The 23,044-nt window shown below is 61.7% G+C and carries 23 protein-coding genes and 1 pseudogene; 13 read left to right on the plus strand and 11 right to left on the minus strand.

Annotated elements, in window-relative coordinates:
* The first annotated feature begins 239 nt into the window (after positions 1–239).
* The 8 genes from QZ377_RS07775 to QZ377_RS07810 all read left to right on the plus strand — a co-directional run bounded on the left by QZ377_RS07775 (position 240) and on the right by QZ377_RS07810 (position 9,154).
* Positions 240–2,648 (plus strand): pyridine nucleotide-disulfide oxidoreductase/dicluster-binding protein, encoded by a 2,409-nt coding sequence (locus tag QZ377_RS07775; RefSeq protein WP_291440601.1) that lies wholly within the window; start codon positions 240–242, stop codon positions 2,646–2,648.
* On the plus strand, positions 2,645–2,860 hold the full coding sequence (locus QZ377_RS07780) for a DVU_1557 family redox protein (protein WP_291440602.1): 216 nt from the start codon (positions 2,645–2,647) through the stop codon (positions 2,858–2,860). The genes QZ377_RS07775 and QZ377_RS07780 overlap by 4 nt, the downstream gene beginning before the upstream one ends.
* Positions 2,857–3,804 carry a DVU_1556 family methyltransferase gene (trsM, locus tag QZ377_RS07785; RefSeq protein WP_291440603.1) on the plus strand — a complete coding sequence of 316 codons (948 nt, stop codon included), beginning with the start codon at positions 2,857–2,859 and terminating at the stop codon, positions 3,802–3,804. The genes QZ377_RS07780 and trsM overlap by 4 nt, the downstream gene beginning before the upstream one ends.
* Positions 3,801–4,265 (plus strand): DVU_1555 family C-GCAxxG-C-C protein, encoded by a 465-nt coding sequence (locus tag QZ377_RS07790; RefSeq protein WP_291440604.1) that lies wholly within the window; start codon positions 3,801–3,803, stop codon positions 4,263–4,265. The genes trsM and QZ377_RS07790 overlap by 4 nt, the downstream gene beginning before the upstream one ends.
* Positions 4,262–5,821 carry a radical SAM protein gene (locus QZ377_RS07795; protein WP_291440605.1) on the plus strand — a complete coding sequence of 520 codons (1,560 nt, stop codon included), beginning with the start codon at positions 4,262–4,264 and terminating at the stop codon, positions 5,819–5,821. The genes QZ377_RS07790 and QZ377_RS07795 overlap by 4 nt, the downstream gene beginning before the upstream one ends.
* Positions 5,818–7,215, plus strand: coding sequence for an AMP-binding protein (locus QZ377_RS07800; protein ID WP_291440606.1), 1,398 nt, complete (start codon positions 5,818–5,820; stop codon positions 7,213–7,215). The genes QZ377_RS07795 and QZ377_RS07800 overlap by 4 nt, the downstream gene beginning before the upstream one ends.
* Complete coding sequence (locus tag QZ377_RS07805; protein ID WP_291440607.1) at positions 7,212–8,498, plus strand: DVU_1551 family NTP transferase; 1,287 nt, start codon at positions 7,212–7,214, stop codon at positions 8,496–8,498. Before QZ377_RS07800 ends, QZ377_RS07805 begins: the two co-directional genes overlap by 4 nt.
* A gap of 74 nt (positions 8,499–8,572) precedes the next feature.
* Positions 8,573–9,154 (plus strand): histidine phosphatase family protein, encoded by a 582-nt coding sequence (locus QZ377_RS07810; RefSeq protein WP_291440608.1) that lies wholly within the window; start codon positions 8,573–8,575, stop codon positions 9,152–9,154.
* A gap of 72 nt (positions 9,155–9,226) precedes the next feature.
* Here the strand turns inward: QZ377_RS07810 and QZ377_RS07815 are convergent, their stop codons facing one another.
* From QZ377_RS07815 to guaB, 10 genes are all read right to left on the minus strand, one after another.
* Positions 9,227–9,778 (minus strand): hypothetical protein, encoded by a 552-nt coding sequence (locus QZ377_RS07815; RefSeq protein ID WP_291440609.1) that lies wholly within the window; start codon positions 9,776–9,778, stop codon positions 9,227–9,229.
* A gap of 149 nt (positions 9,779–9,927) precedes the next feature.
* Positions 9,928–10,266, minus strand: coding sequence for an SMR family transporter (locus tag QZ377_RS07820; protein WP_291440610.1), 339 nt, complete (start codon positions 10,264–10,266; stop codon positions 9,928–9,930).
* Positions 10,266–10,709: a multidrug efflux SMR transporter gene (locus tag QZ377_RS07825; RefSeq protein ID WP_291440611.1), complete on the minus strand. Its 444-nt coding sequence runs from the start codon at positions 10,707–10,709 to the stop codon at positions 10,266–10,268. The genes QZ377_RS07820 and QZ377_RS07825 overlap by 1 nt, the downstream gene beginning before the upstream one ends.
* Positions 10,710–11,119: 410 nt before the next feature.
* Positions 11,120–11,872: a 1-(5-phosphoribosyl)-5-[(5-phosphoribosylamino)methylideneamino]imidazole-4-carboxamide isomerase gene (gene hisA / locus QZ377_RS07830; protein WP_291440612.1), complete on the minus strand. Its 753-nt coding sequence runs from the start codon at positions 11,870–11,872 to the stop codon at positions 11,120–11,122.
* Positions 11,869–12,528: a hypothetical protein gene (locus QZ377_RS07835; protein WP_291440613.1), complete on the minus strand. Its 660-nt coding sequence runs from the start codon at positions 12,526–12,528 to the stop codon at positions 11,869–11,871. The genes hisA and QZ377_RS07835 overlap by 4 nt, the downstream gene beginning before the upstream one ends.
* Positions 12,528–13,124 (minus strand): imidazoleglycerol-phosphate dehydratase, encoded by a 597-nt coding sequence (locus QZ377_RS07840; protein WP_291440614.1) that lies wholly within the window; start codon positions 13,122–13,124, stop codon positions 12,528–12,530. Before QZ377_RS07840 ends, QZ377_RS07835 begins: the two co-directional genes overlap by 1 nt.
* Positions 13,121–14,530 (minus strand): twin-arginine translocase subunit TatC, encoded by a 1,410-nt coding sequence (tatC, locus tag QZ377_RS07845; protein WP_291440615.1) that lies wholly within the window; start codon positions 14,528–14,530, stop codon positions 13,121–13,123. Before tatC ends, QZ377_RS07840 begins: the two co-directional genes overlap by 4 nt.
* Positions 14,527–15,111 (minus strand): Sec-independent protein translocase protein TatB, encoded by a 585-nt coding sequence (tatB, locus tag QZ377_RS07850; RefSeq protein WP_291440616.1) that lies wholly within the window; start codon positions 15,109–15,111, stop codon positions 14,527–14,529. Before tatB ends, tatC begins: the two co-directional genes overlap by 4 nt.
* Before the next feature lie 9 nt (positions 15,112–15,120).
* Positions 15,121–16,656, minus strand: coding sequence for a glutamine-hydrolyzing GMP synthase (gene guaA / locus QZ377_RS07855; RefSeq protein ID WP_291440617.1), 1,536 nt, complete (start codon positions 16,654–16,656; stop codon positions 15,121–15,123).
* Positions 16,657–16,742: 86 nt separating this feature from the next.
* Positions 16,743–18,200, minus strand: a complete 1,458-nt coding sequence (guaB, locus tag QZ377_RS07860) for an IMP dehydrogenase (RefSeq protein WP_291440618.1) — start codon at positions 18,198–18,200, stop codon at positions 16,743–16,745.
* 356 nt (positions 18,201–18,556) lie between these two features.
* On the opposite strand from guaB, the gene ffh reads away from it, so the two are divergent.
* From ffh to mutM, 5 genes are all read left to right on the plus strand, one after another.
* Complete coding sequence (gene ffh / locus QZ377_RS07865) at positions 18,557–20,095, plus strand: signal recognition particle protein (protein ID WP_291440619.1); 1,539 nt, start codon at positions 18,557–18,559, stop codon at positions 20,093–20,095.
* A 118-nt stretch (positions 20,096–20,213) separates the two neighbouring features.
* Positions 20,214–20,453: a 30S ribosomal protein S16 gene (gene rpsP, locus QZ377_RS07870; protein ID WP_012625424.1), complete on the plus strand. Its 240-nt coding sequence runs from the start codon at positions 20,214–20,216 to the stop codon at positions 20,451–20,453.
* A 155-nt stretch (positions 20,454–20,608) separates the two neighbouring features.
* Positions 20,609–20,839, plus strand: a complete 231-nt coding sequence (locus QZ377_RS07875) for a KH domain-containing protein (protein ID WP_012625423.1) — start codon at positions 20,609–20,611, stop codon at positions 20,837–20,839.
* 12 nt (positions 20,840–20,851) lie between these two features.
* Complete coding sequence (gene rimM / locus QZ377_RS07880; RefSeq protein WP_291440620.1) at positions 20,852–21,379, plus strand: ribosome maturation factor RimM; 528 nt, start codon at positions 20,852–20,854, stop codon at positions 21,377–21,379.
* Between the two features lie 138 nt (positions 21,380–21,517).
* Positions 21,518–22,462, plus strand: coding sequence for a bifunctional DNA-formamidopyrimidine glycosylase/DNA-(apurinic or apyrimidinic site) lyase (mutM, locus tag QZ377_RS07885; protein WP_291440621.1), 945 nt, complete (start codon positions 21,518–21,520; stop codon positions 22,460–22,462).
* A 278-nt stretch (positions 22,463–22,740) separates the two neighbouring features.
* Here mutM and QZ377_RS07890 read toward each other — a convergent pair.
* Positions 22,741–23,044 (minus strand): annotated as a pseudogene (locus QZ377_RS07890) (flavodoxin family protein); the annotation flags it as partial.

A 23,044-nucleotide genomic window follows, 5' to 3' on the forward strand; every position in this document is an offset into this window, starting at 1 on the left:
GTAAGGTAACAGCAATATGGGGGAGGAGACTTCAGTTGCCGGAGGGCGCTGCTTTCCGGCAACTGAAGAGCTTCTTTCCCCTGTATTCCGCTCCCATACTGTACCTTTATTTGTGACGCGGGGCGGTATCGCCGTATACCGCGTCACAACTGCTTTTTACGGTTGGCCCGGCCGCTTGCAGTGAAACGGCATTGGCGCGGGTTGTCCGCAAAAGTCCGACCCCAGCGAGAAGTGTAGTTATGATGGATCAGAAGCGCCTGCATGAAATCGAAGCCCGCTGTACCCAGGAAAGTCCCGCGCGCTGCCGGGCGGCCTGCCCCTTTGATCTGGACGTGCGCCTTTTTATGGCTCGCATGGCCGAGGGCAAAACCGGCGAGGCCCGCAAGCTTCTGGAGCGGCATCTGCCCCTGCCCGGCATTATGGCGCGTATTTGCGATGCCCCGTGCGAAAACGTCTGTCTGCGGCGTGACCTTGGCGGCAGCGTGGCCATGCACGGGCTTGAGCTTGCCTGCATGTTGGCCGCAGGCCCGCAGAGCCGTCCCCTGCCCTTACCGCCCAAGCGTTTTCACATGGCTGTGGTGGGTGCTGGTCTGGCTGGGCTTGCAGCGGCCTGGGATCTTTCGGGCAAGGCATATCCCGTAACGGTTTTTCATGCGGGTACTCCCGGCCAGGCGCTGGCAGAGGCGTATCCGGCGCTTGAAGGCAACGGCGAGGCAGCCTGCGCCAAGGATTTTCTGGCCGGGGATATGGAGATGCTGGCCCGCAGGAAAGTGCAGTTCATCCTCGCAGAGCTTGATCAGGCCCTGCTGGGCAAGGCGGCAGCCGAATATGCGGGAGTGCTGCTGGATGCGGGGGCCGTTCCGCATCTGGCTCCTCCCCGTGAGGACCTGGATGCCGATATCCTGCACTGGCGGGACAATATCTGCTGCGCGGGCTGGCCCGGCGTGACACCCACGGGACATTGCTTTTTTTCTTCATCGCAGCAGGCGGGGCAGGGGCGGCGCGCGGCCCAGACCCTGGAGCGCGTGGTCGGCGGGCTTTCCCTCACCGCGGCGCGCGACAAGACGCAAGGCCCCCTGCATACGGATGTGGGCGGCATTGCCCCTGTATCTCGCGTGGAACCGGCCGGGGCCGTCTACACGGCGGAAGAGGCCGTGGCCGAGGCCGCGCGCTGTTTGCAGTGCCAGTGCATGATCTGTGTGCGCGAATGTGTGTATCTGCAAAAATATAAAGGCTATCCAAGAGTTTACGCTCGCCAGATCCACAATAACGCCTCCATCGTCAAGGGCCTGCATACGGCCAATGCGCTTATTAACGGTTGCGCGCTGTGCGGCCAGTGTGAAGAACTTTGCCCGGAAAATTTCTCCATGGCCGAACTGTGCCTGTCGGCCCGTCAGGACATGGTGGAAAACGGCTACATGCCGCCATCGGCACACGAATTTGCCCTGGAGGATATGGAAAATGCCTCCGGCCCGGAATGTTCCCTGGTGCTGCCCGATGCTTCGTTGCCGCCCGGTGTTGCCCCGGCCTGGCTGTTTTTTCCCGGCTGTCAGCTTGCTGCCTCGCGCGGGGAGCAGGTGGCACGGGTATACGCCCTGTTGCGCGAAAAAATGGCTGCAAGCGTCACTCCCGGCGTGGCCCTGATGCTCTCGTGCTGCGGCATTCCGGCGCAATGGGCTGGCCGTGCCGCGCTTTTTGCCGAGCATATGGAAAAGCTGCGCGCCGCGTGGGAAGGCCTTGGCAAACCACGCATCATGGCTGCCTGCTCGTCCTGTCTTGTGGCACTGCGCCAGGCCCTGCCGGAAGCAGAGGCGCTGTCATTGTGGGAAGTGCTGGACGGCATGGGGCTGCCCGAGGGGCCGCCCGCCGCATCCGCTGGCCTGCCTGAGGTTTTCTCCATCCACGATCCCTGTACCGCGCGGCACGACGGGGCATGGCTTGCGGCTGTGCGTGGTCTGGCGGTGCGTGCCGGAGCGCGTGTGGAAGAACCGCGCCTTACGGGCGCGGCCACGGCCTGTTGCGGCTACGGCGGCCTTGTGTGGTGCGCCCAGCCCGGTCCGGCGGCGGAAATGGCGGCGCACCGCGCGACGGAACTGCCCCATGCGGGCCTTGCTTCATGCATCATGTGCCGCGACAGGCTGGCGGCAGGCGGCAAGGAATGCTGGCATCTGCTCGACCTGCTCGTACCCGGCTGCACCGGAGGGGACGGAGAAAAAAAAGGCCCGGGCCTGTCTGCCCGTCGCGCCAACCGGGCAGCCCTGCGCCGCCGCCTGCTGCGAGAGTGGCAGGGGCAGGATGAGCCGGAACCGGGCAAGGGGCGGGTGCTTGTGACTGACGAAGTGCTGGCCCGGCTGGAAGAGCGCCATATTCTGCTGGAGGATGTGGAGTCGGCAGTGGCCGGGGCAGAGGCCGCCGGGCATCGGTTTGAAAATCTTGAAAACGGGCATGTGCTCGGCTCGTGGCGCCCCCGGCAGGTGACATTTTGGGTGGAGTACCAACCGCATGGCGATGGTTTCATCCTGCACGACGCATGGTGCCACCGCATGATAGTGCCGGGTTCCGGCGGACAGGAGGCCGCAGACGTGATTAACAGCAACCAGTGCTGCACAGATGGCCGACGCGGCGGACAGGACGGAGGGCAGTCATGAGCATGGGACCCAGTTATGAGCCGGACGGCGGCCAGTGGGTATGCGGCCGCTGCCGTGTGCCGCTGGAGCAGGATAAGATTCCGGTTTTTTATCTCAACAGCGCTTTTGATGTTTTTTTGCCGCGCTGCCCGCAGTGCGGGCTTACCCTTGTGCCCAAGTCCCTGGCCGAGGGCAAGATGGCAGAAGTGGAAGCCCTGCTGGAAGACAAATGAGCGCCCTGTGGGAAACCGAAAATTTTCGCCGCGCGACGGGGCATGCCTGGCGGCCTGGCGGACTCGACCTGACCGCGCGGGGGCTTATCCTGTGCCGGGAGCTTTGCGGCCTTTCGCCGGGGCATCTGGTACTGGACCTTGGCTGCGGCCCGGGCGGAACCGTCAGGCTTTTGCAGCAATCCGGCTATGAGGTTCTGGGGCTGGACAGGCAGGTGGGCAGCGCTGCTGCCTGCAAGAATGTTCTGGCGCAGGCGTCTGAAGCCGGTCAGGACGGCTGGCGTTTTGCACAGGCGGACATTGCCCGTCTGCCTCTGGCCGATGCCTGCGCTCAGGGCCTTGTGTGCGAATGTGTGCTTTCCCTGCTGCCGGACCCGGTGCAGGCCCTGCGCGGCTGCCTGCGCGTGCTGCGCCCCGGCGGCGTGCTGCTGTTCAGCGACCTCACACGGCGGGACGAGGGCGCTTGCGTTGCTTCCGCCGACGAGCCTGCCGTTGCGGGCAGATGTACACGGGGCGCGTTTCTGTCCGGCCCGGGCGGTTCGGGGAAAGTATCCGTTTCGCCTGCCGCACCCGCTTTATCCGGTGTATCCGGCGCGTCCGTTTCATGTGACGCATACGGGGCATATGGAAAATCCTGTATGGACGGGGCGCGTAGCGTTTTCTTGTGGAATGCGTATCTGCGCGAAGCCGGTTTCCACGTTGTCCGGTACGAGGACCATAGCCGCGCGCTGGTAGAGCTGGCCGCCCGCATGCTCTGGTACGGCGGCGACGAGACGGCCTGTGTGCCGGGCTCCGGCATTGGGGCTGGCAGTGCCGATGGTGTTTCTTCCGCATCTTCCACCCGTTCCGCGACTTCCGTTTCTTCCGGAGGCTGCGCCTGTTCTTTTTCCGGCAACGGGCGCAAGTTCGGTTATGGATTGTGGATAGCGCAAAAGGAGCAAGCATGAATCCAATGATGATGGAACTTCTGCCTCTGGTGCATGAGGGCTACTGTTGCAGCCAACTGCTGGTGCTGCTCATGCTTCAGGTCCGCGATGAGGAAAATCCCGGGCTGGTGCGGTCCGTTCATGGCCTGTGTCACGGCATCGGGCAGTCTGACGGTCCCTGCGGCCTGCTTACGGGCGGGGCGTGTGCGCTGGCGCTGACGGCAGGCAAGGGCGCGGCCCACGAAACGCCTCACCCCATGCTGACGCCCCTGCTCAACGATTATGCCACCTGGTTTTATGAACGCACCGGCCCTTATGGCGGCCAGAGCTGCGGGCAGGTGGCCGCAGGGCTTGGGGCGCTTTCCGGCGTGGCGGGCGAAATGCCCAATCCCGTCGCATGCGGCGATCTGCTGGCCGAATGTTGGGGAAAAATTATGGAACTCGTCCAGAGCTATGATCTGGACATCACGCCCGCGTCATGATGCTGCGCCGCACACAAAGCCTGTGTCCGGTCTGTCTGCGCAGGGTGGATGCTGTGTACGCGCGGTCCGCAAGCGATCCCCGCTGTGTGGAGCTGCGCAAGACCTGTCCTGATCACGGCGACTTCAGCGTGCCTGTCTGGCAGCTAGCCCCGGCGGACGCGTCGGCTGTGCCGGGTATGGACGCCATGCCTGATTTCGAGGGCTGGTCAAGGCCCAAAAGCCCTTCCTATCCGCTGTACCCGCGCATGGCCCTTGACCAGGGCTGTCCTTTTGACTGCGGCCTGTGCCCGGCGCATGCCCAGCACACCTGTACAGGTCTTGTGGAAGTGACCATGCGCTGCAATATGGCCTGCCCCGTGTGCTACGCCGGAGCCGGAAACGGGGGCGGCGCTCTGCCTGCGGACCCGGACCTCAATTGCCTTGCCGCCCAGATGGATGCGCTTAAAACTGCTTCCGGTCCGTGCAATGTGCAGATTTCCGGCGGTGAACCCACGGTGCGCGAAGACCTGCCCGCCATTATCGGCCTGGCGCGCGAGCGTGCTTTCGGTCTTGTGCAGGTCAATACCAACGGTCTGCGTCTGGCCGAAGAAAAAGGCTATGCCGAAAATCTGCGGCAGGCCGGGCTGGATTCGGTTTATCTGCAATGGGACGGCGTAAGTGACGCGGCTTTTATGAGGCTGCGCGGGCGGCCCTGCCTGGATTTCAAACGCCGCGCCGTGGCCGCCTGTGCCGCTGCCGGGCTGGGGGTGGTGCTGGTGGCTACTCTTGTGCGTGGCGTCAATGACGGCGAAGTGGGAGACCTGCTGCGCCTGGCCTTGCGCCTTGGCCCTGCGGTGCGCGGCCTGCACATGCAGCCCGCCGCGTTTTTTGGCCGTTACCCCTGGCAACTGGAAGAGGCCCCCAGGCTCACCCTGCCCGAAGTTATGGCCTGCCTTACGGAACAGGCCCCGGAGCTGGTGCGCGCCGGCCACTTCCACCCCCCGGGTTGCGAAAACGAGCTGTGCTCTTTCAGCGCCGTGTACCGCCGCACGGATGGCGGCCCTGCGGGGGCCGCTCAGCCTGATGCAGTTCCATCCGGAGTGGCTGAGGCAGCCGCACCCTCTTTGCAATGGCTGGCGCACGATGACCAGCCGTGCTGCTCGCCCCAGGCTCCGTCCGTTGCCGAAGCCGCTACCGGGGCTGCTCCTGTGCCGCCCGCAGCGCATGAAGGCGCGCGCAAGGCCCGGAAATTTGTGGCCCTGCACTGGCGCGGCGGCAGCGCCGCTGACGCGGAGGCCGCCACGGCAATACCCGGAAACAGTGAAAACTGCTGTGGCAAAGCCGGTCCGGCTCTGGCGGATCAGGATGGATTCAGCCGGTTTTTGTCCAGCGCCGGGGCAGGGCAGCGTTTCACCCTGTCGGCCATGGCCTTTCAGGATGCGCTGAGCCTTGATATCGAGCGTGTGCGGGGCTGCTGCATACATGTGCTGCGACGTGACGGACGCATGATTCCTTTTTGCCTGCACAATCTCACGGCGCGGGACGGTACGCGCCTGTACGCGGAGGATGCCCCATGAGCGCCCGGCGTGACTTCAGCGGCGCACACGGCGGCAAAAAAACGGCCCTGGGGCGTGCCGTGGGGGGCCGCAATCCGGTGGATGCGTGGCTGGCCGGTCTGTGTGGTGCACAGGAAAATGATGCGGCAGCCTTTATGACGGCTCTTGCGCAGGCGCGAACGGAGGCGCTGGCCCGTACCCTGAACTATGCCGCGGCCCGCAGTTCTTTTTACGCCCGTTGTTTGGCCGGGCATGACCTGGGGGCCTACCGCCCTGAAAACATGCGTGGCCTGCCCTTTACCACTGCTGAAGACCTTGCCCGCTGGCAGGATTTTTTATGCGTGTCGCAGGGGGCTGTGCGGCGCATGGTTACGCTGCACACGTCAGGCACAACGGGGCAGCCCAAGCGCCTGGCCTTTACAGATGCGGACCTTGCACGCACGCAGGATTTTTTTCGTGCGGGCATGTCCCAACTGGTGGGCGCGGGGCAAACGCTGGCCGTGCTGCTGCCGGGGGCGGAGCGGCCCAACGGCGTGGCAGACCTGCTGCGTCAGTCCTTGCATTCTTGTGGGGTACAGGTCTGCTGTCCGCCGTCGCACCTGCTTGCCACAGCGGAACCGGCAGCGGAAATGGCGGCTCATACCCCTGAATATGGGGAAATTTCCGGTGAAAGCGCCCAGGGCGAAGAGCTTGCAGGTGCAGACGGCACTGGGCAGAATATGGGGAAATATGCGCAGCCCCATGCCGCGGGCATGCCGGGAATATGTTCGCCCGCTGCCGCGCCCGCATCCGTTTTTGCTGCGCGTGGGATACGTGCCGAACTGGCGCACTGGCTGGCTGAAACGGGCGCGCATTGCCTGGTGGCGGCTCCGGGGCAGCTTGAGGGCTTGCTGCGTTATTTTCCCAGCAGCGGGCCGCCGGGCCTGTGCAGTCTGCTCAGCAGCGCCGACAGGCTTGATCCGGTATTGCGCCATGTGCTTGCCAGTGTGTGGAACTGCACGGTGCTCGACCATTACGGTCTGACGGAAATGGGTTACGGCGGGGCGGTGGAATGCCCCGCGCACGACGGCTATCATTTGCGAGCATTGGATATGATTGTGGAAATTGTGGATTTTTGCGGCGACGAACCTTTGCCGCACGGTGAAGCGGGCGAGGTGGTCATTACCACGCTGGAGCGCGAAGCCATGCCCCTTATCCGTTACCGCACAGGTGATGTGGCAAGCCTGTTGCCCGGTCCTTGTGGCTGTGGCAGCCCGTTGCCGCGTCTTGGCCCGGTGCGCGGCAGGCTGGAGCGCTGCGGCGGGCGTGTGCGGGTGATGCGTCTGCAAAAAGGCGGACGCAAGCCGGCTTCCGGTCCGGGCCGTCAGCCGGATACGGCTGATGCCCCCCACTGCCTGCTGGGAGACTGGGCGTGAACGGCCACGCGCTTGTTCTGGCCGCCGGTCAGGCTTCACGCATGGGCCGTTGCAAGGCCCTTCTGCCTCTGGCGCTTGGCCCCGGCGGACGCGACTGTACTGCACTGGAAGGACTGGCGCGCCTTTTTCACGAGTCAGGCATTGCGCAGGTCACTGTTGTTACAGGCTTTCATGCGGAGTGCGTAGAGGCGGCGGCACGGGGCCTTGGCCTTGCGATTGCGCGCAATCCCCGCCCTGAAGACGGCATGTTCTCCTCCGTATGCGCCGGGCTTCGAACGTTTTGCGGCCGTGACGGCGCTTCAGGCTCCCTTGATGTGGAAGGCCCGGTTCTGGTGCAGCCTGTGGACGTGCCTCTTGTGCGCCCCATGACACTGCAAGCCTTGTTTGAAGCCCACGCAACCGATCAGGCGAGCGTGCTTGTTCCGGCCTTTGCCGGTGAAGAGGGGCATCCGCCGCTGCTGCCGGGCCACTGTCTGCGTCAGGTGCTGGGGCATGGGCATGCGGGCGGCAAAGGGGGATTGCGCGGCGCTCTGGCGGATTTGCCCGTGCAGCCGGTTGCCGTGGCGGACAGTCTTGTGCTGCCTGATATGGACAGGCCGGAAGATTACGAAAGCTTGCGGCTTCTCGCGCCGCACAGAAACGCCCTGTGGCCGTGCGAAGCTGCGGAATTGCTGCGCCTGCACAACGTGCCTGAAAAAGGCGTGCGTCACGGCAGGGCTGTGGGCGCTGTTGCCGCTGCCCTGGCAAAAGCCCTTGCACAGGCGCGGCAGATGGAGCAGACGCCGGGAGCCTGCCATGGCGGGCAGATGTCCCTCAATGCTGGCCTTGCTCTGGCCGGGGGGCTGCTGCATGATATCTGCAAAGGAGAAAAAAGCCATGAATCGGCTGCCGGACGCCTGTTGCGCTGTCTGCGGCTGCCCGTGATGGCGCGGCTGGTGGAGGATCACCGTGATCTGAGCCTGCCGGACGATCAGCCCATCACTGAACGGGAACTGGTGTTTCTGGCTGACAAATACTGTTACGGCGCAAGCTTTGTGCCTGTGCAGCGGCGTTTTGAGCAAAAGCTGGAAATTTTTGGCGCAGATCCGGCGGCGGCCACGGCCATCAGGGGCCGTCTTGAGCGCGCCCTGGCGCTGGAAAAAAGATTGGCGCGAGAGCTGGCGTGCGGCCAGACGCACGGGCAAGCACATTGGCCCCATCCGGCAAACGTGGCCCGTGCCGCTCTGGAACGGCTGGCGGCAGAAAAATCTGTCCGGGCAGACCAAAGGGCTGTAACGGCCTGAAGCCGGAAATAAAAATCCGGCAAGCCTTGCCCGTGTTCCGGCGGGCCAGGACAGGAAAAACAGGAGATATCTCAATGAACGGCATGTGGCTCGTGCGGCACGGTGCTTTGCCGCCCAATCCCGAGCGGCGAATTGTGGGCAACCGCGATATCCCGCTCAGCGATGCCGGGCGCAATCAGATACGCCGTCTGGCCCGCGACTTCATGCCCACCCTGGCGGGAAAACTGGCGGCAGTGGTGACTTCGGACCTGGGGCGCTGCCGTGAAACCACGTCCATTCTTCTGACCGGAAATGAGTGGGCCGCCAGCCCGCCCCCGGTGCATGCCGAGCCGGGCCTGCGCGAAATCGATATGGGCCTGTGGCAGGGCCTGACCAGAGCCGAGATCGAACAGCGTTTTCCCGGTCAGTATGCTCTGCGGGGCAAAGATTTTTCCCGCTTCAGGCCCGAGGGTGGCGAGAGCTTCACCTGCCTTCAGGCGCGCGCCCTTGAGGCCGTGCAACGCTGGCGGCGGCAGTATCCTGACGGGCGTGTGCTTGTGGTGGCGCATGCGGGCGTCATACGCTGTTTGCTGGCCCACTATATGGCTCTGCCGCTTGAAGAGGCGCTGAACATCCCGCAGGAATACGGCTGCCGGACGTTTGTGCCGGAATGGTAAGAAGCCTCAGACGGCCACGCTTTTCGCGGCCCTGCGGCTTGCGGGGTCTGCGGGCATTGGCTGCGCATCCGCTCAGCGCAGTTGCAGGTTCACGCCTTCACGGTCAAAAACCTGTATGCTCAGGGAAATGTACTTTTCTGCCAGCACGGGAGCGGCGATGTCGAGCGAAAGGCGGCGCAGGTCTTCAAGGCTGAAGGCGGCAAGCCAGCGGGCCGCTTCAAGCCCGAGGAGGGCCAGTTCCGCCGGAGGCGTCAGCAGAACCGCCGGGCAGGTCTTGTAGGCATACAGGTTGCCGTTGGCAAGCACAAAAGGAAAAAGACCGCAGGCCACGGGCCGCTGCTCGCGCGGCAGCCCGCAGCCGGTACGTGTGCAGGCCTTGCAGCCGCGTCCGTCCATATAGGCGGTGTGCCCGTCAAGCATATAAAAATCTTCTTCCATACCCTCATGCAGCTGCCGGGGCAGCAGGGCCATAGGAAAAGGCTTGCTGGAATCCTGTGGCCCGCAGCAATAGCGGCAATCACGGCAGTAGCCGTTTTGCAGCCAGCCGCCGCGCCAGCGCAGTACCCTGCGGCGCGAAAACAGACCGCGCCATTTTTCAAGATAATTCCAGAATCCTTTTTTCATAGTTGTCTCCGGAGCTTGCGAGGTCGTGTCAGGGCGGCTCACGCTGCGGTTCTTTCGTCTTTATTGCGTTGGCCGGGCAGGGCCGTTGCGCGTCTCTTCCGCTGCTCTGTCCCACCCGGCGGATGTATTTTTGTATTTGCAGGCAGCGCTCAACTCATATGCAAAAGCGCCATGCCCGTCATGAGCAGGGCCATACCCGCAAAGGCGCAGGGCCGCAGCTTCTGGCTGAAAAACAGCCAGCCGCCCATCGACGTACCCAGAATGCCGAAACTGCCCCACATGGCATAGGCTACAGCCAGATCCATGTGCCGCACGGCCAGCGACAGGCAATAGAAAGCAAGGCCCACCAGCACCAGAGAGAAAAATCCCAGCCAGCGCCGCCTGAAACCGCCGGACTTTGCCAGCAGCAGATTTGCCAGTACGTCCAGAGCCGCCGCCAGCACCACCAGTAAAAGGGAAAGGCTGAAAAAAGAGGCAAGGGGCTGCATTATGCGTTCCCCCGTTCACCCGTGGTGGTGCCGCCCGGATTCAGGCTGGACGTGGGGCGGGCTGCCGGATGGATGTCTTTTTTGTCTTCTTTGCCGTGTCCTGTGCCGTGGTGTACCAGCAAGGCTCCCGCCAGCACGCAGACAAGGCCGAGGGCGCGTGTCACAGTCATGCTTTCGCCGAGCAGCAGCACGCTGCATATGGTGATAAGGGTCAGGCCCAGGCCTTCCCAAAAGGCAAAGGCAACGCCCACAGGCAAGCCGGTGGTGGCTTTTGCCAGCATGTAATAGGAAAGGGCAATAGCCAGCCACATAAGCACAAGGCCCAGCATGGCTGCATGGGCGAAGCCCCAGCCCTGGGCCATCTTCATGACTGTGGTTCCGGCCACTTCAAAAATAATAGCCCCCATGAGGCAGAGCCAGTGATAGGGTTTGGTCTCAAGCATTGTATCCTCGCTGCGCTGTCAGACTGATGTTTCAGCCCGATATTTGAAACAGAAAAAGCCCTGGCCGCCCGCAGGGGCCATGCATCAGACAGTTTTTGCAGACGGAGAATTAAAGAAATGAACGCCAGTAACGTTCTTCAGGGTAGCCGCAAAAGGGACGGCTGCGTATGCGGGACCAACAACAGGAGGCTGAGTTCATGCCCTTAGTATATGTTCTGCAACCGGGCTTGGCAAGGGCGCACGGTGGCTCTGGCCTGGGCGGGTGCAAGGGCAGAGTACTCTGCCCTTATGTATGCGAAGAGCGCGCCCGGATTGGACCGTGGCGCGCTCTTTGCGTTGTTTTGATTGGTTGGCTTGCCTGCGCAGATTGCCTGCGCAGATTGTTTGCGCAGATTGTTTGCGCGGTCTGGTCAGGCGCTTTCGGACGTGCCTTTCTGGGCATCTATCCAGGCGTTGGCTTCTTTGAGGTCAAGGGTTCCTTCGTAAAGCGCGCGTCCGCTCACCGCGCCCATAAGGCTGGTCTCAAGGGTGAGGGGATAGAGTTTTTGCACGTCTTCAAGGGTGGCCACGCCCCCGGCGGCAATGACCGGCACGGTGGAAAGGCGGGCCAGATGCTCCAGCGCGGCTACGTTGACGCCGCACTGCATGCCGTCGCGTTCAATGTCTGTATAGATGACAAACGCGGCGCCGTCGTCAAGCAGGCGGGGCAGGGCCGTGTCCACGGTCATGCCGGTGTCTTCCACCCAGCCGCGGCTTTTCAGCTTTCCGCCCTCGGCGTCCAGTGAAACGCCTACCCGGCCGGGAAAGGCGCGGCACATGTCGGCAAACAGGGTGGGCTGCTCCAGGGCCAGCGTGCCGATAATAAGGCGGCTGACCCCGGCTTCCAGATAGGCTTCGGCCGTATGCATGTCGCGTATGCCGCCGCCAAGCTGCACTGGAATGGCAAGAGTCGCGCAGATGTCGCGCACGATGCGGCGGCTCTGGGCTGCGCCGTCAAAAGCGCCGTCCAGGTCAACCACATGCAGCCAGCGCGCTCCGGCTTCTTCCCAGGCTCTGGCGGCATCCACGGGGCTTTCGGCAAAAACCGTGCTCTCGTGGGCGCGGCCCTGCTTAAGCCGCACGGCCTTGCCGTTCTGAATGTCAACAGCGGGAAAAATAATCATAAACCCAAGTCCTTTACTGCCTTGCTTATGCCGTCCACTGTCAGCTCCTCGGCAGTGACCCACTGGCCCTTGCGCTTGAGGAATGAACCCACGTTGAGCAGGTTTTCCGTCAGCCCGACCTGTTGCTCCTCAAAGACAGAGCGGTCCATGATGTTGCCTGCATCCACGCGCAGCAGGAAAAATTCCACCCGCACATGGGCCGACTGGGTAACGCCCGCTTTGGAGCCTTCGCGCTCATGCCAGTCCAGCACCTGAGGAATCAGCAGCAACTGCGCCCCCTGTTTTTTGCCGTAGGCGACCCAAAGGGGCAGGGCCTGCGGCTGTTCGGAGCTGTGAAATGCGGTCGCATTTTTGGGCAGGGTACGCTGGCTGATGAATTTGTATTGCCTGCTGGTTTGTGTGGTCAGCACATGGCGCAGGCGCATGTCCAGGGCAGTGAGCATGTCATCGGGAATGCGCCCCTGATTTTCGGGAATGCGCCCCATGATAAGCTGGCTGGCATTGACGGGCTGGGTGAAGGGAGCCACGGTAATGGTGTAGGCAGAGGAAAGGTTGCGCGGCACATCGGCGGTGCTGCGCGGGCGCTTGCTGCACGCCCCCAGAACCACGGTAAGACTCAATATGACGAGAAGCAGTATATTCAGGCGGTTATGCATTAATCAAGACCTCCCTTGGTGCTGCGTATGGTTGTGCCGTGCCGACGCACTGCGTGAGCCAGGGCAAGGCCCAGGCCTTTGGCGGCGGATTCCAGCAAATGATGCCCGTTTTTGCCGTAGCGCATGTCCACATGCAGATTGCAGCGCGCGCCGCTGGCAAGGGCTTTATAGTATTCACGCCAGAGGTCTTTTTCCTCCCCGGCGAGTACGGGGGGCAACAGTTCGTCGCCACGCCACTCAAGCCAGGGGCGGCCTGAAAGATCAACGGTAACTTCCGCAAGGGCCTCGTCCATAGGCACTCGGCCGTACCCCACGCGGGCAATGCCCGCCCGGTCGCCCAGGGCGTCAAGCAGGGCTTTGCCAAGGGTCATGCCCACGTCCTCGGCGGTATGGTGCGCGTCCACCTGCATGTCGCCCTCGCAGACAAGGGTCAGGTCCATGCCTGCCCAGAAGAACGTGAGGGTGAGCATATGGTCCAGCAGGCCGAATCCGGTTCTGATGTCTGTCTTGCCCTGACCGTCCAGATTCAGCTCAAGGCGGATGTCGGTTTCGGCGCTGGTGCGCGCCTGCGTGGAAGTGCGCGGGGAGGTGGTCATGCTTTCTCCGAGGCGTTGGCGGTTTTTGCATCCGATGCCGCGTCTGCGTCTGCTTTGTTCTGCCCGCCGTCATCGGCATCTTTTTCAGTTTTGGGCTTGCGGCCAAAAGCTGCGGCCACCCAGATGCTTATTTCATACAGAATAAGCATGGGGCAGGCCATGAGCAGTTGTGAAACCACATCTGGCGGGGTGAGAATGGCCGCCACAATAAAGATGCCCAGAATCGCATAACGCCGCACCTGCCGCATCATGGCAGCGGTGACAACGCCCATGCGCGCGAGAAAGAAAGCAAAAAGCGGCATTTCAAAAATAATGCCGAAGGCCAGAATGAGCTTGAGCACAAAGCTCAGATAGTCGCTCACCTTGGGCATGGCCACAATTTCTTCGGTGGCAAAGCTCACAAAGAAATTGAAGGCATAGGGAAAGACCACAAAATAACAGAACGCGCCGCCGCAGATGAAGAACAGGGCCGACATCACCGCAATGGGGATGATATATTTTTTTTCTTCTTCATACAGGCCGGGCGCGATGAATGACCAGATCTGGTAGAAAATCACCGGGCTGGATACGAAAACACCCGCCACAAAGGCAATGTGCATGCGGGTGAAAAATCCTTCGGGCAGGGTGGTGTAAATGGCGTGCGAACCCTTGGGCAAAACGGCCAGAAGGGGATTCACCAGCACGTCAAAAATGGGGTCCACTACGGCCCAGCAGGCAAAAAAACCCACGATCACCGCAATACAGCAACGCACAAGGCGCATGCGCAGTTCGCCGAGGTGATCCATAAGGCCCATGGGCTTGTCCGGGCCGCTTTCTTCCTCGTCATCGTCCTCATCGGGCGTGGCTGGGGGCTGCCCGCCGGAAACCGCCGGAACGGGAGCAGGCTCTTCCGATGCGTTGGGCGGAAACGGACTGGCCGGGGGCAGGGGCGGCTGGCCGCCCGAGCCAGCGGCAGCGGCGGGCGCGGCGGCGGGTTCGGCAAGAGTTTCGGCAGCAGCTTCGGCGGATACCGTGTTGCCCGCAGCGTGCGTGTTCACAGGCGTGTCGGCATTTTCAGCCGAATCCTGATCCGGAGTTTGCCCCGGGTCTTGGCCGGAAACGTTGGCCTGGGGGGCATCTTCGCTGTGGGGGGCATGCGCAGCCCCGGCAGGGTCTTTCATGCCGTCCTGCGCCGGGAGTTCCGCAGGGGGGGCGCTGTTATCGGGCGTGTCTTCCGCCCTGTTTTCCGCCTGGCCGCCGTCGGGTGCGGCAGAGGCCGCCAGATGGCTGGCGGCCTCAAGATTCACGTTGCCGATGACGGACAGTGCAGCGGCGGCTTCCGGCCCGGCGCCGGATTCTTCGGAACCGGAGGCGTCAGAAGTGCTTGCCGCGGCCTGCTCCAGTGGAACTTTTTTTTCTTCGGTCATGCCTTGCCGCCGTTTTCAGAAGCAGGGGTGGACGGAGTAAGGCGGGCTTCTGCAGCGCGCGCTTCAGCTTCGGTTCGGGCCAGGGCTTCAGCCAGGGGGCTGCCTTCGGGGGGAGCCTGCACGCCGGAAGCCGTAGCGTCTGTTTCCGGGGCGGCAACTGGTGCTGCTTCCGCAGCAGGGGCGGCCTGGGGCATGCTTTCAGCCTGCGGGGCCTCTGACGGGGCCTGTACAACCGTGGTGTCCAGCACTGCTTCGGATGCAGGCGCATCCTGGGCTGTCGCCGTACCCTGATCCGCGGCACGGGGTTCAGGCTGTTCCGCTGCCTGCGCTGCGGTTTGTTGTGCTGCCTGCGCTGCCTCAGCTTCGGCTCTGGCGGCTTTGGCGGCTTCTTTTTTGCGCTTTTTCTGCTCTTCCTCTTCAGCCTCGGCATTGAGGGTGCGCTGGAAGTCGGTGGAAACCCGGCGGAATTCGCCCATAGCCTTGCCCAGCGTGCGCGACACATTGGCAAGGCTCTTGGGACCCAACACAATCAGGGCCACCACAAGGATGACCAGAAGCTCCGTGCTGCCTATACCGAACATACGGTTCTCCTATTCCCATTCAATGGTGCTGGGCGGTTTGGAGGACACGTCGTAAACCACGCGGTTGACGCCTTTGACTTCATTGATGATGCGGCCCGACATGCGCTCGATGAGATCAGCGGGCAGGCGCGCCCAGTCCGCGGTCATGGCGTCAACGCTGTCGACCACGCGCAGGGCCACCACGTGTTCATAGGTGCGTCCGTCACCCATAACGCCCACGGTCTTCAGGGGCAGCAACACGGCAAACCCCTGCCAGACCTTGCGGTACCAGCCGGATTCGCGCAGTTCCTGCTGCACGATCTTGTCGGCCTGGCGCAGGATGTTGAGGCGTTCTTCGTTCACTTCGCCAAGCACGCGGATGGCGAGGCCGGGACCGGGGAAGGGATGCCGCCACACGATGGAATCGGGCATGCCGAGCTCGACCGCCACTTTGCGCACCTCGTCCTTGAAAAGTTCGCGCAGAGGCTCAATGAGCTTGAGCTTCATTGTATCCGGCAGCCCGCCCACGTTGTGGTGGCTCTTGATGACGGCGCTGGGCCCCTTGTGGGAAATGGATTCGATGACGTCGGGATACAAGGTTCCCTGGGCCAGAAAGTCCACCTGGTCGAGCTTGTTGGCTTCTTCATCAAAAATTTCAATAAAGGTGTGGCCGATGATCTTGCGTTTCTTTTCGGGATCTTCCACGCCCTTGAGCCGGGACAGGAAGCGATCCTGTGCCTGAACGAAGTTGAGGTTGAGGTCAAAATGCTCGCGCAGGTAGCTGACCACCTCATCGCCTTCGCCAAGACGCAGCAGGCCGTTGTCCACAAAAATGCAGTGCAGGCGCTTGCCTATGGCCCTGTGGAGCAGCACGGCCACCACTGTGGAGTCGATGACGCCCGAAAGGGCGCAGACCACATGCTTGTCGCCCACCTGCTCGGCCATTTCCTTGATTACGCGCTCCACAAAAGAAGACATGGTCCAGTCAGGCTTGATGCCCACGACCTTGAACAGGAAGTTGTGCAGCATGCGCTCGCCATCCACGCTGTGGTGCACTTCAGGGTGGAACTGCACAGCGTAGATTTTGCGGGTCTCGTCGGCCATGGCGGCCACTTCGAGGGTGCTGGTGCTGCCTGTAACCGTAAAGCCTGGCGGCGGGGCCATAACCTTGTCGCCATGGCTCATCCATACGCGGGTGGGCGCGGTGATGCCTTCCCACAGGGCGCAGGGCGCGGTGAAATTGAGGTCGGCCGGGCCGTATTCACGCGTGAGAGACTGGGCAAGCTGCCCGCCCAGCCCGCAGGCCAGAAGCTGCATGCCGTAGCAGATGCCGAGCACAGGCACACCCAGTTCAAGAAAACCGGGGTCCAGCGCCGGGGCATCGGCTTCGCCCACGCTGGCGGGGCCGCCGGAAAGGATGATGGCCTGGGGCTTCATGTCGGCCACCTGCTGGGCGGTGGTCACGCAGGAATGAATTTCGGAGTATACCCCGGCCTCGCGCACGCGGCGCGCGATAAGCTGGGTAACCTGTGAGCCGTAGTCTATTATAATGACCTTGCTGGGCATAGTGTCCTCATGATCTGTATGAGCTTCGCGCGCCGGGGCGCGCCGGTTGCCTGTCTGCACGGCGTGCGCCCTGCGGCGCAGCGGCCCTAGTTCTCGATGCGATAGTTGGGGGCTTCCTTGGTGATCACCACGTCGTGCACATGGCTTTCGCGCAGGCCCGCCGGGGATATTTCGCAGAAGGTGGTGTTTTCAAACAGTTGCGTGAGGTTGTGCGCGCCTACATAGCCCATGCCCGAGCGCAGGCCGCCCATGAGCTGGTACACGGCTTCCATAACCGGGCCACGGTACGGCACACGGCCCACAATGCCTTCAGGCACGAGCTTTTTGCTCTTTTCCTGGAAGTAGCGGTCAGAGCTGCCTTCCTTCATGGCATCGATGGAACCCATGCCCCGGTAGATCTTGTACGTGCGTCCCTGGTACAGGATGGTTTCGCCCGGGCTTTCTTCCGTACCGGCAAAAAGCGAGCCGACCATGACTGAATGCGCGCCCACCACAAGGGCCTTCACGATGTCGCCGGAAAATTTGATGCCGCCGTCGGCAATGCAGCAGCGATCCATCTCACGTGCGGCGCGGCCGCCGTCCATAATGGCCGTGACCTGGGGTACGCCCACGCCCGCCACGATGCGGGTGGTGCAGATGGAGCCGGGGCCGATGCCCACCTTGACGGTGTCGGCGCCAGCCTCAAGAATGGCCTTGGCCCCTTCATAGGTGGCCACGTTGCCGGCCACAAGCTGGCAGTTGGGAAACGACGACTTGACCATACGGATGGCCTTGATGACGTTGACAGAATGCCCGTGGGCAGAGTCAAGCACCAGCACGTCGGCTCCTGCCTCAAGCAGTTGCTCGGCGCGAGATTCGCAGTCCTTGCCGATGCCGATGGCCGCGCCCACGCGCAGGCGTCCGGCGGAGTCTTTGCAGGCGTTGGGGTATTTTTGCACCTTGTCGATATCTTTCATGGTGATGAGGCCGCGCAGGTGACCTTCTTCATCCACCACGAGCAGCTTTTCAATGCGGTGCTCGTGCAGATGCTGCTTGGCTTCGGCAAGGGATGTACCCATGGGAACGGTAACAAGGTTTTCGCTGGTCATGACGTCGGCCACGCGTACGGCCTGGCCGTCTTCGACAAAGCGCACGTCACGATTGGTAAGAATACCCACCAGGCGGTCGTCGGCCACCACGGGCAGGCCGGAAACGCGAAAGTCCGACATGAGGTCAAGAGCTTCCTGCACCGTATTGTTGGGCGAAATGGTCACCGGGTCGAGAATCATGCCGCTTTCGCTTTTTTTGACTCTCTCTACTTCCAGGCGCTGCCGGGCCACGGGCATATTTTTATGGACGATGCCAATGCCCCCCATGCGGGCCATTGAAATGGCCATGGCCGATTCCGTTACGGTATCCATAGCGGCGGAAAGCAGGGGGATGCGCAAGGGGATGGAAGGGGTAAGCCAGGTGGCTATATCCACGGCGTCAGGGGTAATGTCCGAATAGCCGGGAATGAGCAAAATGTCGTCAAAGGTCAGCGCTTTGCCGCGATTGGTGAACATGGCATCCTCGTAATATGCTGGAATATTTGTTCAAATTGTAGTCTAACAGGGTATCCCCTTGCGGGCCGTATGTCAATGTGGGCTGTGGTTCCGCGGCCTGACCAGTGGGGACACGGGCCGGGCCGGTCGCTCCTGTGCGGAGCGGGTGCTTGCGCGTACAGTTTTTGAGCGCCCTTGGCAAGTCCCGGAGGGTGCTTTTCTGTTCAAGACTTGACGTGAGGCGGCAAACATCCTATGAATCACCACTTCGCCCCTGTGGGGCGTATGCGCCGTGCGGCGGCCGCGTGCAGGCATGTCTGCGCGGGGCGGGCGACAGCACTGCTTTTTTGCCGCTTGGCGGCCCCTGTGGAGATTGCATGTTCGAAAGCCTTTCAGACAGACTTTCCGGCGTATTCCGTTCTTTCGGCGGACGCGGCCAGCTTACCGAAGAAAACGTGCAGGCCGGCCTGCGCGAAGTACGGCTGGCCTTGCTGGAAGCGGACGTTAACTTCAAGGTCGTTAAAGACTTTGTTGAAAGCGTGCGCGAAAAGTGTCTTGGCCAGGAAGTGCTCAAAGGGGTAAGTCCGGCACAGCAGGTGGTCAAGATCGTTCATGATGAGCTGGTCAGCCTGCTCGGCGGCGAAACCGCCGCGCTTGACCTTCAGGGGCGTGAACCTGCTGTCATCATGCTTGTGGGCCTGCAGGGTTCGGGTAAAACGACCTCTGCAGGCAAGATAGCAAATATTTTGCGCAAGCAAAAGATGCGCCCCTACCTTGTGCCGGCCGACGTATACCGCCCTGCGGCCATTGACCAGTTGACGGTGCTTGCCAAACAGCTGGACATGCCCTGCTATCCTTCCACCGTGGACATGAACCCCGTGGACATAGCAAAGGCCGCACTTGAAGAGGCCCGGCGCGAGCAGGCCACGGTGCTGCTGCTCGACACGGCGGGCCGCCTGCATGTGGATGAGCCGCTCATGCAGGAGCTTGAGGCCATCAAGGCTGCTGTGCAGCCGCAGGAAATTTTGTTCGTGGCTGATGCCATGACCGGCCAGGATGCCGTGACCGTGGCTGAAAGCTTTAACGAGCGGCTGGGCGTCACCGGCGTGGTGCTGACCAAGATGGACGGTGATGCGCGCGGCGGCGCGGCCCTTTCCATCCATGCGGTGACAGGCGCGCCTGTCAAATTTGTGGGTATGGGCGAAAAACTGTCGGAGATGGAGGTATTCCACCCCGACCGTATTGCCGGGCGTATTCTGGGCATGGGCGACGTGCTTACTCTGGTGGAGAAAGCACAGGGCGCCATCAATGCCGAGGAAGCCGAAGAGCTGGCCCGCAAGATGAAAAAAGCCAGCTTTGACCTTGAAGATTTTCGTACCCAGATGCGCCGCATCAAAAAGCTTGGTTCGCTGGAAAGCATCCTCAAGATGATTCCCGGCCTGGGTGGTCTGCGCGACAAGCTGGCCGAAGCCAGCGGAGCCATGCCCGAAAAGGAAATGGCGCGCACCGAGGCCATAATCAATTCGATGACCATGGCCGAGCGGCGCAATCCCGACCTTCTGAACGGCAGCCGCCGGGCGCGTATTGCCAAGGGCGCGGGTGTAACCGTGGCTCAGGTGAACCAGCTTGTGCGCCAGTTTGAGCAGATGCGCCAGATGATGAAGGGCATGATGGGCGGCAAGGGTGCAAAAATGCCCTCAATGCCGCGCATGCGCGGTATGCCCCCCGGCATTATGCCCCCCGGCGGCATGGGCGGTATGCCCGGCATGGGCGGCCTGCCTGGTATGGGTGGTCTGCCCGGAATGGGGGGATTGCCCGGCATGGAAGGCATGCCCGTCGGGCGTGCCGGTTCCGGCAAATCGGCTGCAGCTAAAAAGCGCAAGAAAAAAGAGCGCCAGAAGCGCAAGAAAAAATAAGGCATTTCGCGGCAAGGAGCGCCGCCGTAGCGGCAACACCTCTTTGCGCCAAGGCTTTTCCGCCCTTGCCCTTTCCCGGGCGCAACGATAACATAACACCTCAAAGGGAGTTGGACTCATGGCTGTAAAGTTGAAATTGACCCGCCTCGGCAGCAAAAAGCACCCCTTCTACCGGGTGGTGGCCGCCACTGACGAAACCCGTCGTGATGGCCGTCCGCTGGAGTTTTTGGGCTACTATAATCCCATGACTGATCCGGTTGAAGTCAAGCTCGATGCGGACAAAATCAAGGAATGGCTGGCCCGTGGCGCAGAACCCACGGACACCGTCCGCGCCCTGATCAAAAAACACATGGCCTAGCGCATTCCGCTACGCTTCCGCCACGGCGGCAGATGCCCTGCGGCCTCCCGCATATCGTAAAACATGGCGGGAATGGCCGTTTATGGGCAAATCGGCACTGCGCACGGCCTTTACTGTTCCGGATATTTCCGGCGCAGGCCCCTTGGAGGTGTACAATGAAGGCCCTGATCGAATATATTGCCCGGTCCCTGGTGGATCACCCCGACGAGGTGCAGGTCAGCGAAGTGGAAGGCGAGCAGACTACCGTGCTGGAACTCAAGGTTGCCAAAGAAGACCTGGGCAAGGTTATTGGCAAGCAGGGGCGCACGGCCCGTGCCATGCGCACCATTCTGAGTGCCGCTTCCATCAAGTGCAAAAAACGCACTGTGCTGGAAATACTGGAATAGCGTCTGGAAGTTATGGCCGATTCTTGGATTCATATGGGTACGCTTGCGCGGCCCCACGGCATTAAAGGGGAGATCTGCATCGACTGGTATGCGGACTCCCCCTTGCTTTTGACAACCCCGCTCTGGATTCAGGCGGGCGATGGCGAGCCGCGCCGGGTACGTCAGGTGGCTGTGCGCAGCCATAAAGGGCGCCCGCTGCTTCAGCTTGAAGGCGTGGTTGACCGCAATGCCGTTGAAGGGCTGCGCGGTTGCAAACTGTTAACCAAACGCGAAACCCTGCCGGAACCGGAAGATGATGAAGTCTATCTGGAAGACCTGCTGGGGGGCGATGTTTTTTTGCCGGACGGAAAACGTCTGGGTACGCTCGACCACTTTGAATATCCTGCGGGGCTTGAGATGTGGGTCATCATGACCGATGACAACCGCGAAGTGCTCTTTCCTGCAAGGCCCGAATTTATCGCGGGCTTTGATCTGGAAGGTCCGGCCGTTATTATTGATCCGCCGGAAGGCCTGCTGGATATTTATCTTTCTGAAAAATAGCCCGTATATGGGGCATGCTGTGACTATAAACCCGCGCAAGCGGGTTTTTTACTTGCGAACCTTTCGCTGCCCGGCCTTGCCATGCAGTTGGTGCGCCTTATAGTTAGTGCATGTTATTTGCCCGATCAGAGGATGACCATGCCTGAATTGCCGGAAGTGGAGACTGTTGCCCGCACCCTGCGGCCCCATGTGCAGGGGCGTGTTATTGCTGATGCGCAGGTTTTGCGCGCCACCAGCCAACATCCTCTGAGCCTGCCCCTTCAGGATCTGCGGGGATGCCGCATTGTTGACGTAACGCGCCGGGGCAAGCTGCTCCTGCTGCTGCTTGACGCAGCCGAAGCGGAAAAAGCGTGCGTGCGCGGTATGAAAGATCTGCGCCTGGCCGTGCATCTGCGCATGACGGGGCGTCTTATGACCTATGCGGCGGCAACCACGCCGGGCACGCATACCCGCTGTATTCTTGATCTGAAAGCATTGCCCGCTGCTGGCGCTGGCGGGCAGGTTGTGGCGGAACACGGGCCTGCCGGGGCGGCAGACCTGTCCGTGTCTGAAGCCTGTTCACCGTCCGGCGAGCGCCGCCTGTTTTTTGACGACGTGCGCGCCTTTGGGACCATGCTGGCAGGCACGCCGGATATGTTCGCCCGCTGGCCTTTCTGGCGGGAGCTTGGCCCCGAGCCTCTGGATATTGCGGAAGCGGCCTTTGCCGGCAGCATTGCCGCAAAAAAATCAGCCATCAAGGCCGTGCTGCTGGATCAGAAAGTGCTGGCCGGGGTCGGCAATATTTATGCGGACGAAAGCCTGTTTGCCGCAGGCATTGACCCGCGCAGGAAAGCCTCGGAGCTTACGCGGCTTCAGGCCAACCGCCTTTTGCAATGCCTGCGGGACGTGCTTTTACTGTCCATCTCCCAGTGCGGCAGCTCCATTCGTGACTACAGGGATGCCGACGGCAATGTGGGAGCCTTTCAGAATACGTTTGCCGTGTACGGGCGCGGCGGGCAAAAATGCAAGACCTGCGGAGGCCTTTTGGAAAAGGCCAAGGTGGCGGGCCGGAGTACCGTTTTTTGCCCGCAGTGCCAGCATTAGCCCTGTGTTCAACCGTTATTTTGTCTGTATTTCTCAAGCCTTGTCTGGCGTAGAAATTATGGAGCGCTGTATATTTCAAGGTGCTATGATGCCCGTTGCGGCGATTTGCAACGCAACTGGCTGGCGTTGCAGCCTTTAGGCACGATCTGTTCGGGCAACGGCTGAGGCTGCGTTCCGCCTTTGTGACGGGCATGCGTTCGCGCAGCCGCCAGAACAATTTCAAGGTGAACCTGCTCTGGCTGGCCGCGCTCCTGCTCCATCTATCCCGACAGTGCCGTTCAGGCCCGGGCCATGCTCATGCCCAGTTCAAAGGCTTTCCGGCAGTCTTCCGGAAAAACTTCTTCTCTGCGCTTCAGCTTGTCTTTTTCAGAAAAACACTCCACCTTGTACTTGCTGTAATCCATAAACTGATAGGTGTCATTGACATAGAGCACGGTGGGCGGGGTCAGCATTCTGCCCGTAAAGTATTCCATGCCGCCAAGGTGCTCGGGATAGTGCATCTCGCGCATAAAATTTTCCGTGACGTTCATTGTATAGATAAAGGCCGTCTTCATTTTTTTGGGCGCTATGGAAGAATATTCG

Source organism: Desulfovibrio sp., from assembly GCF_019424165.1.
GTDB lineage: Bacteria > Desulfobacterota > Desulfovibrionia > Desulfovibrionales > Desulfovibrionaceae > Desulfovibrio.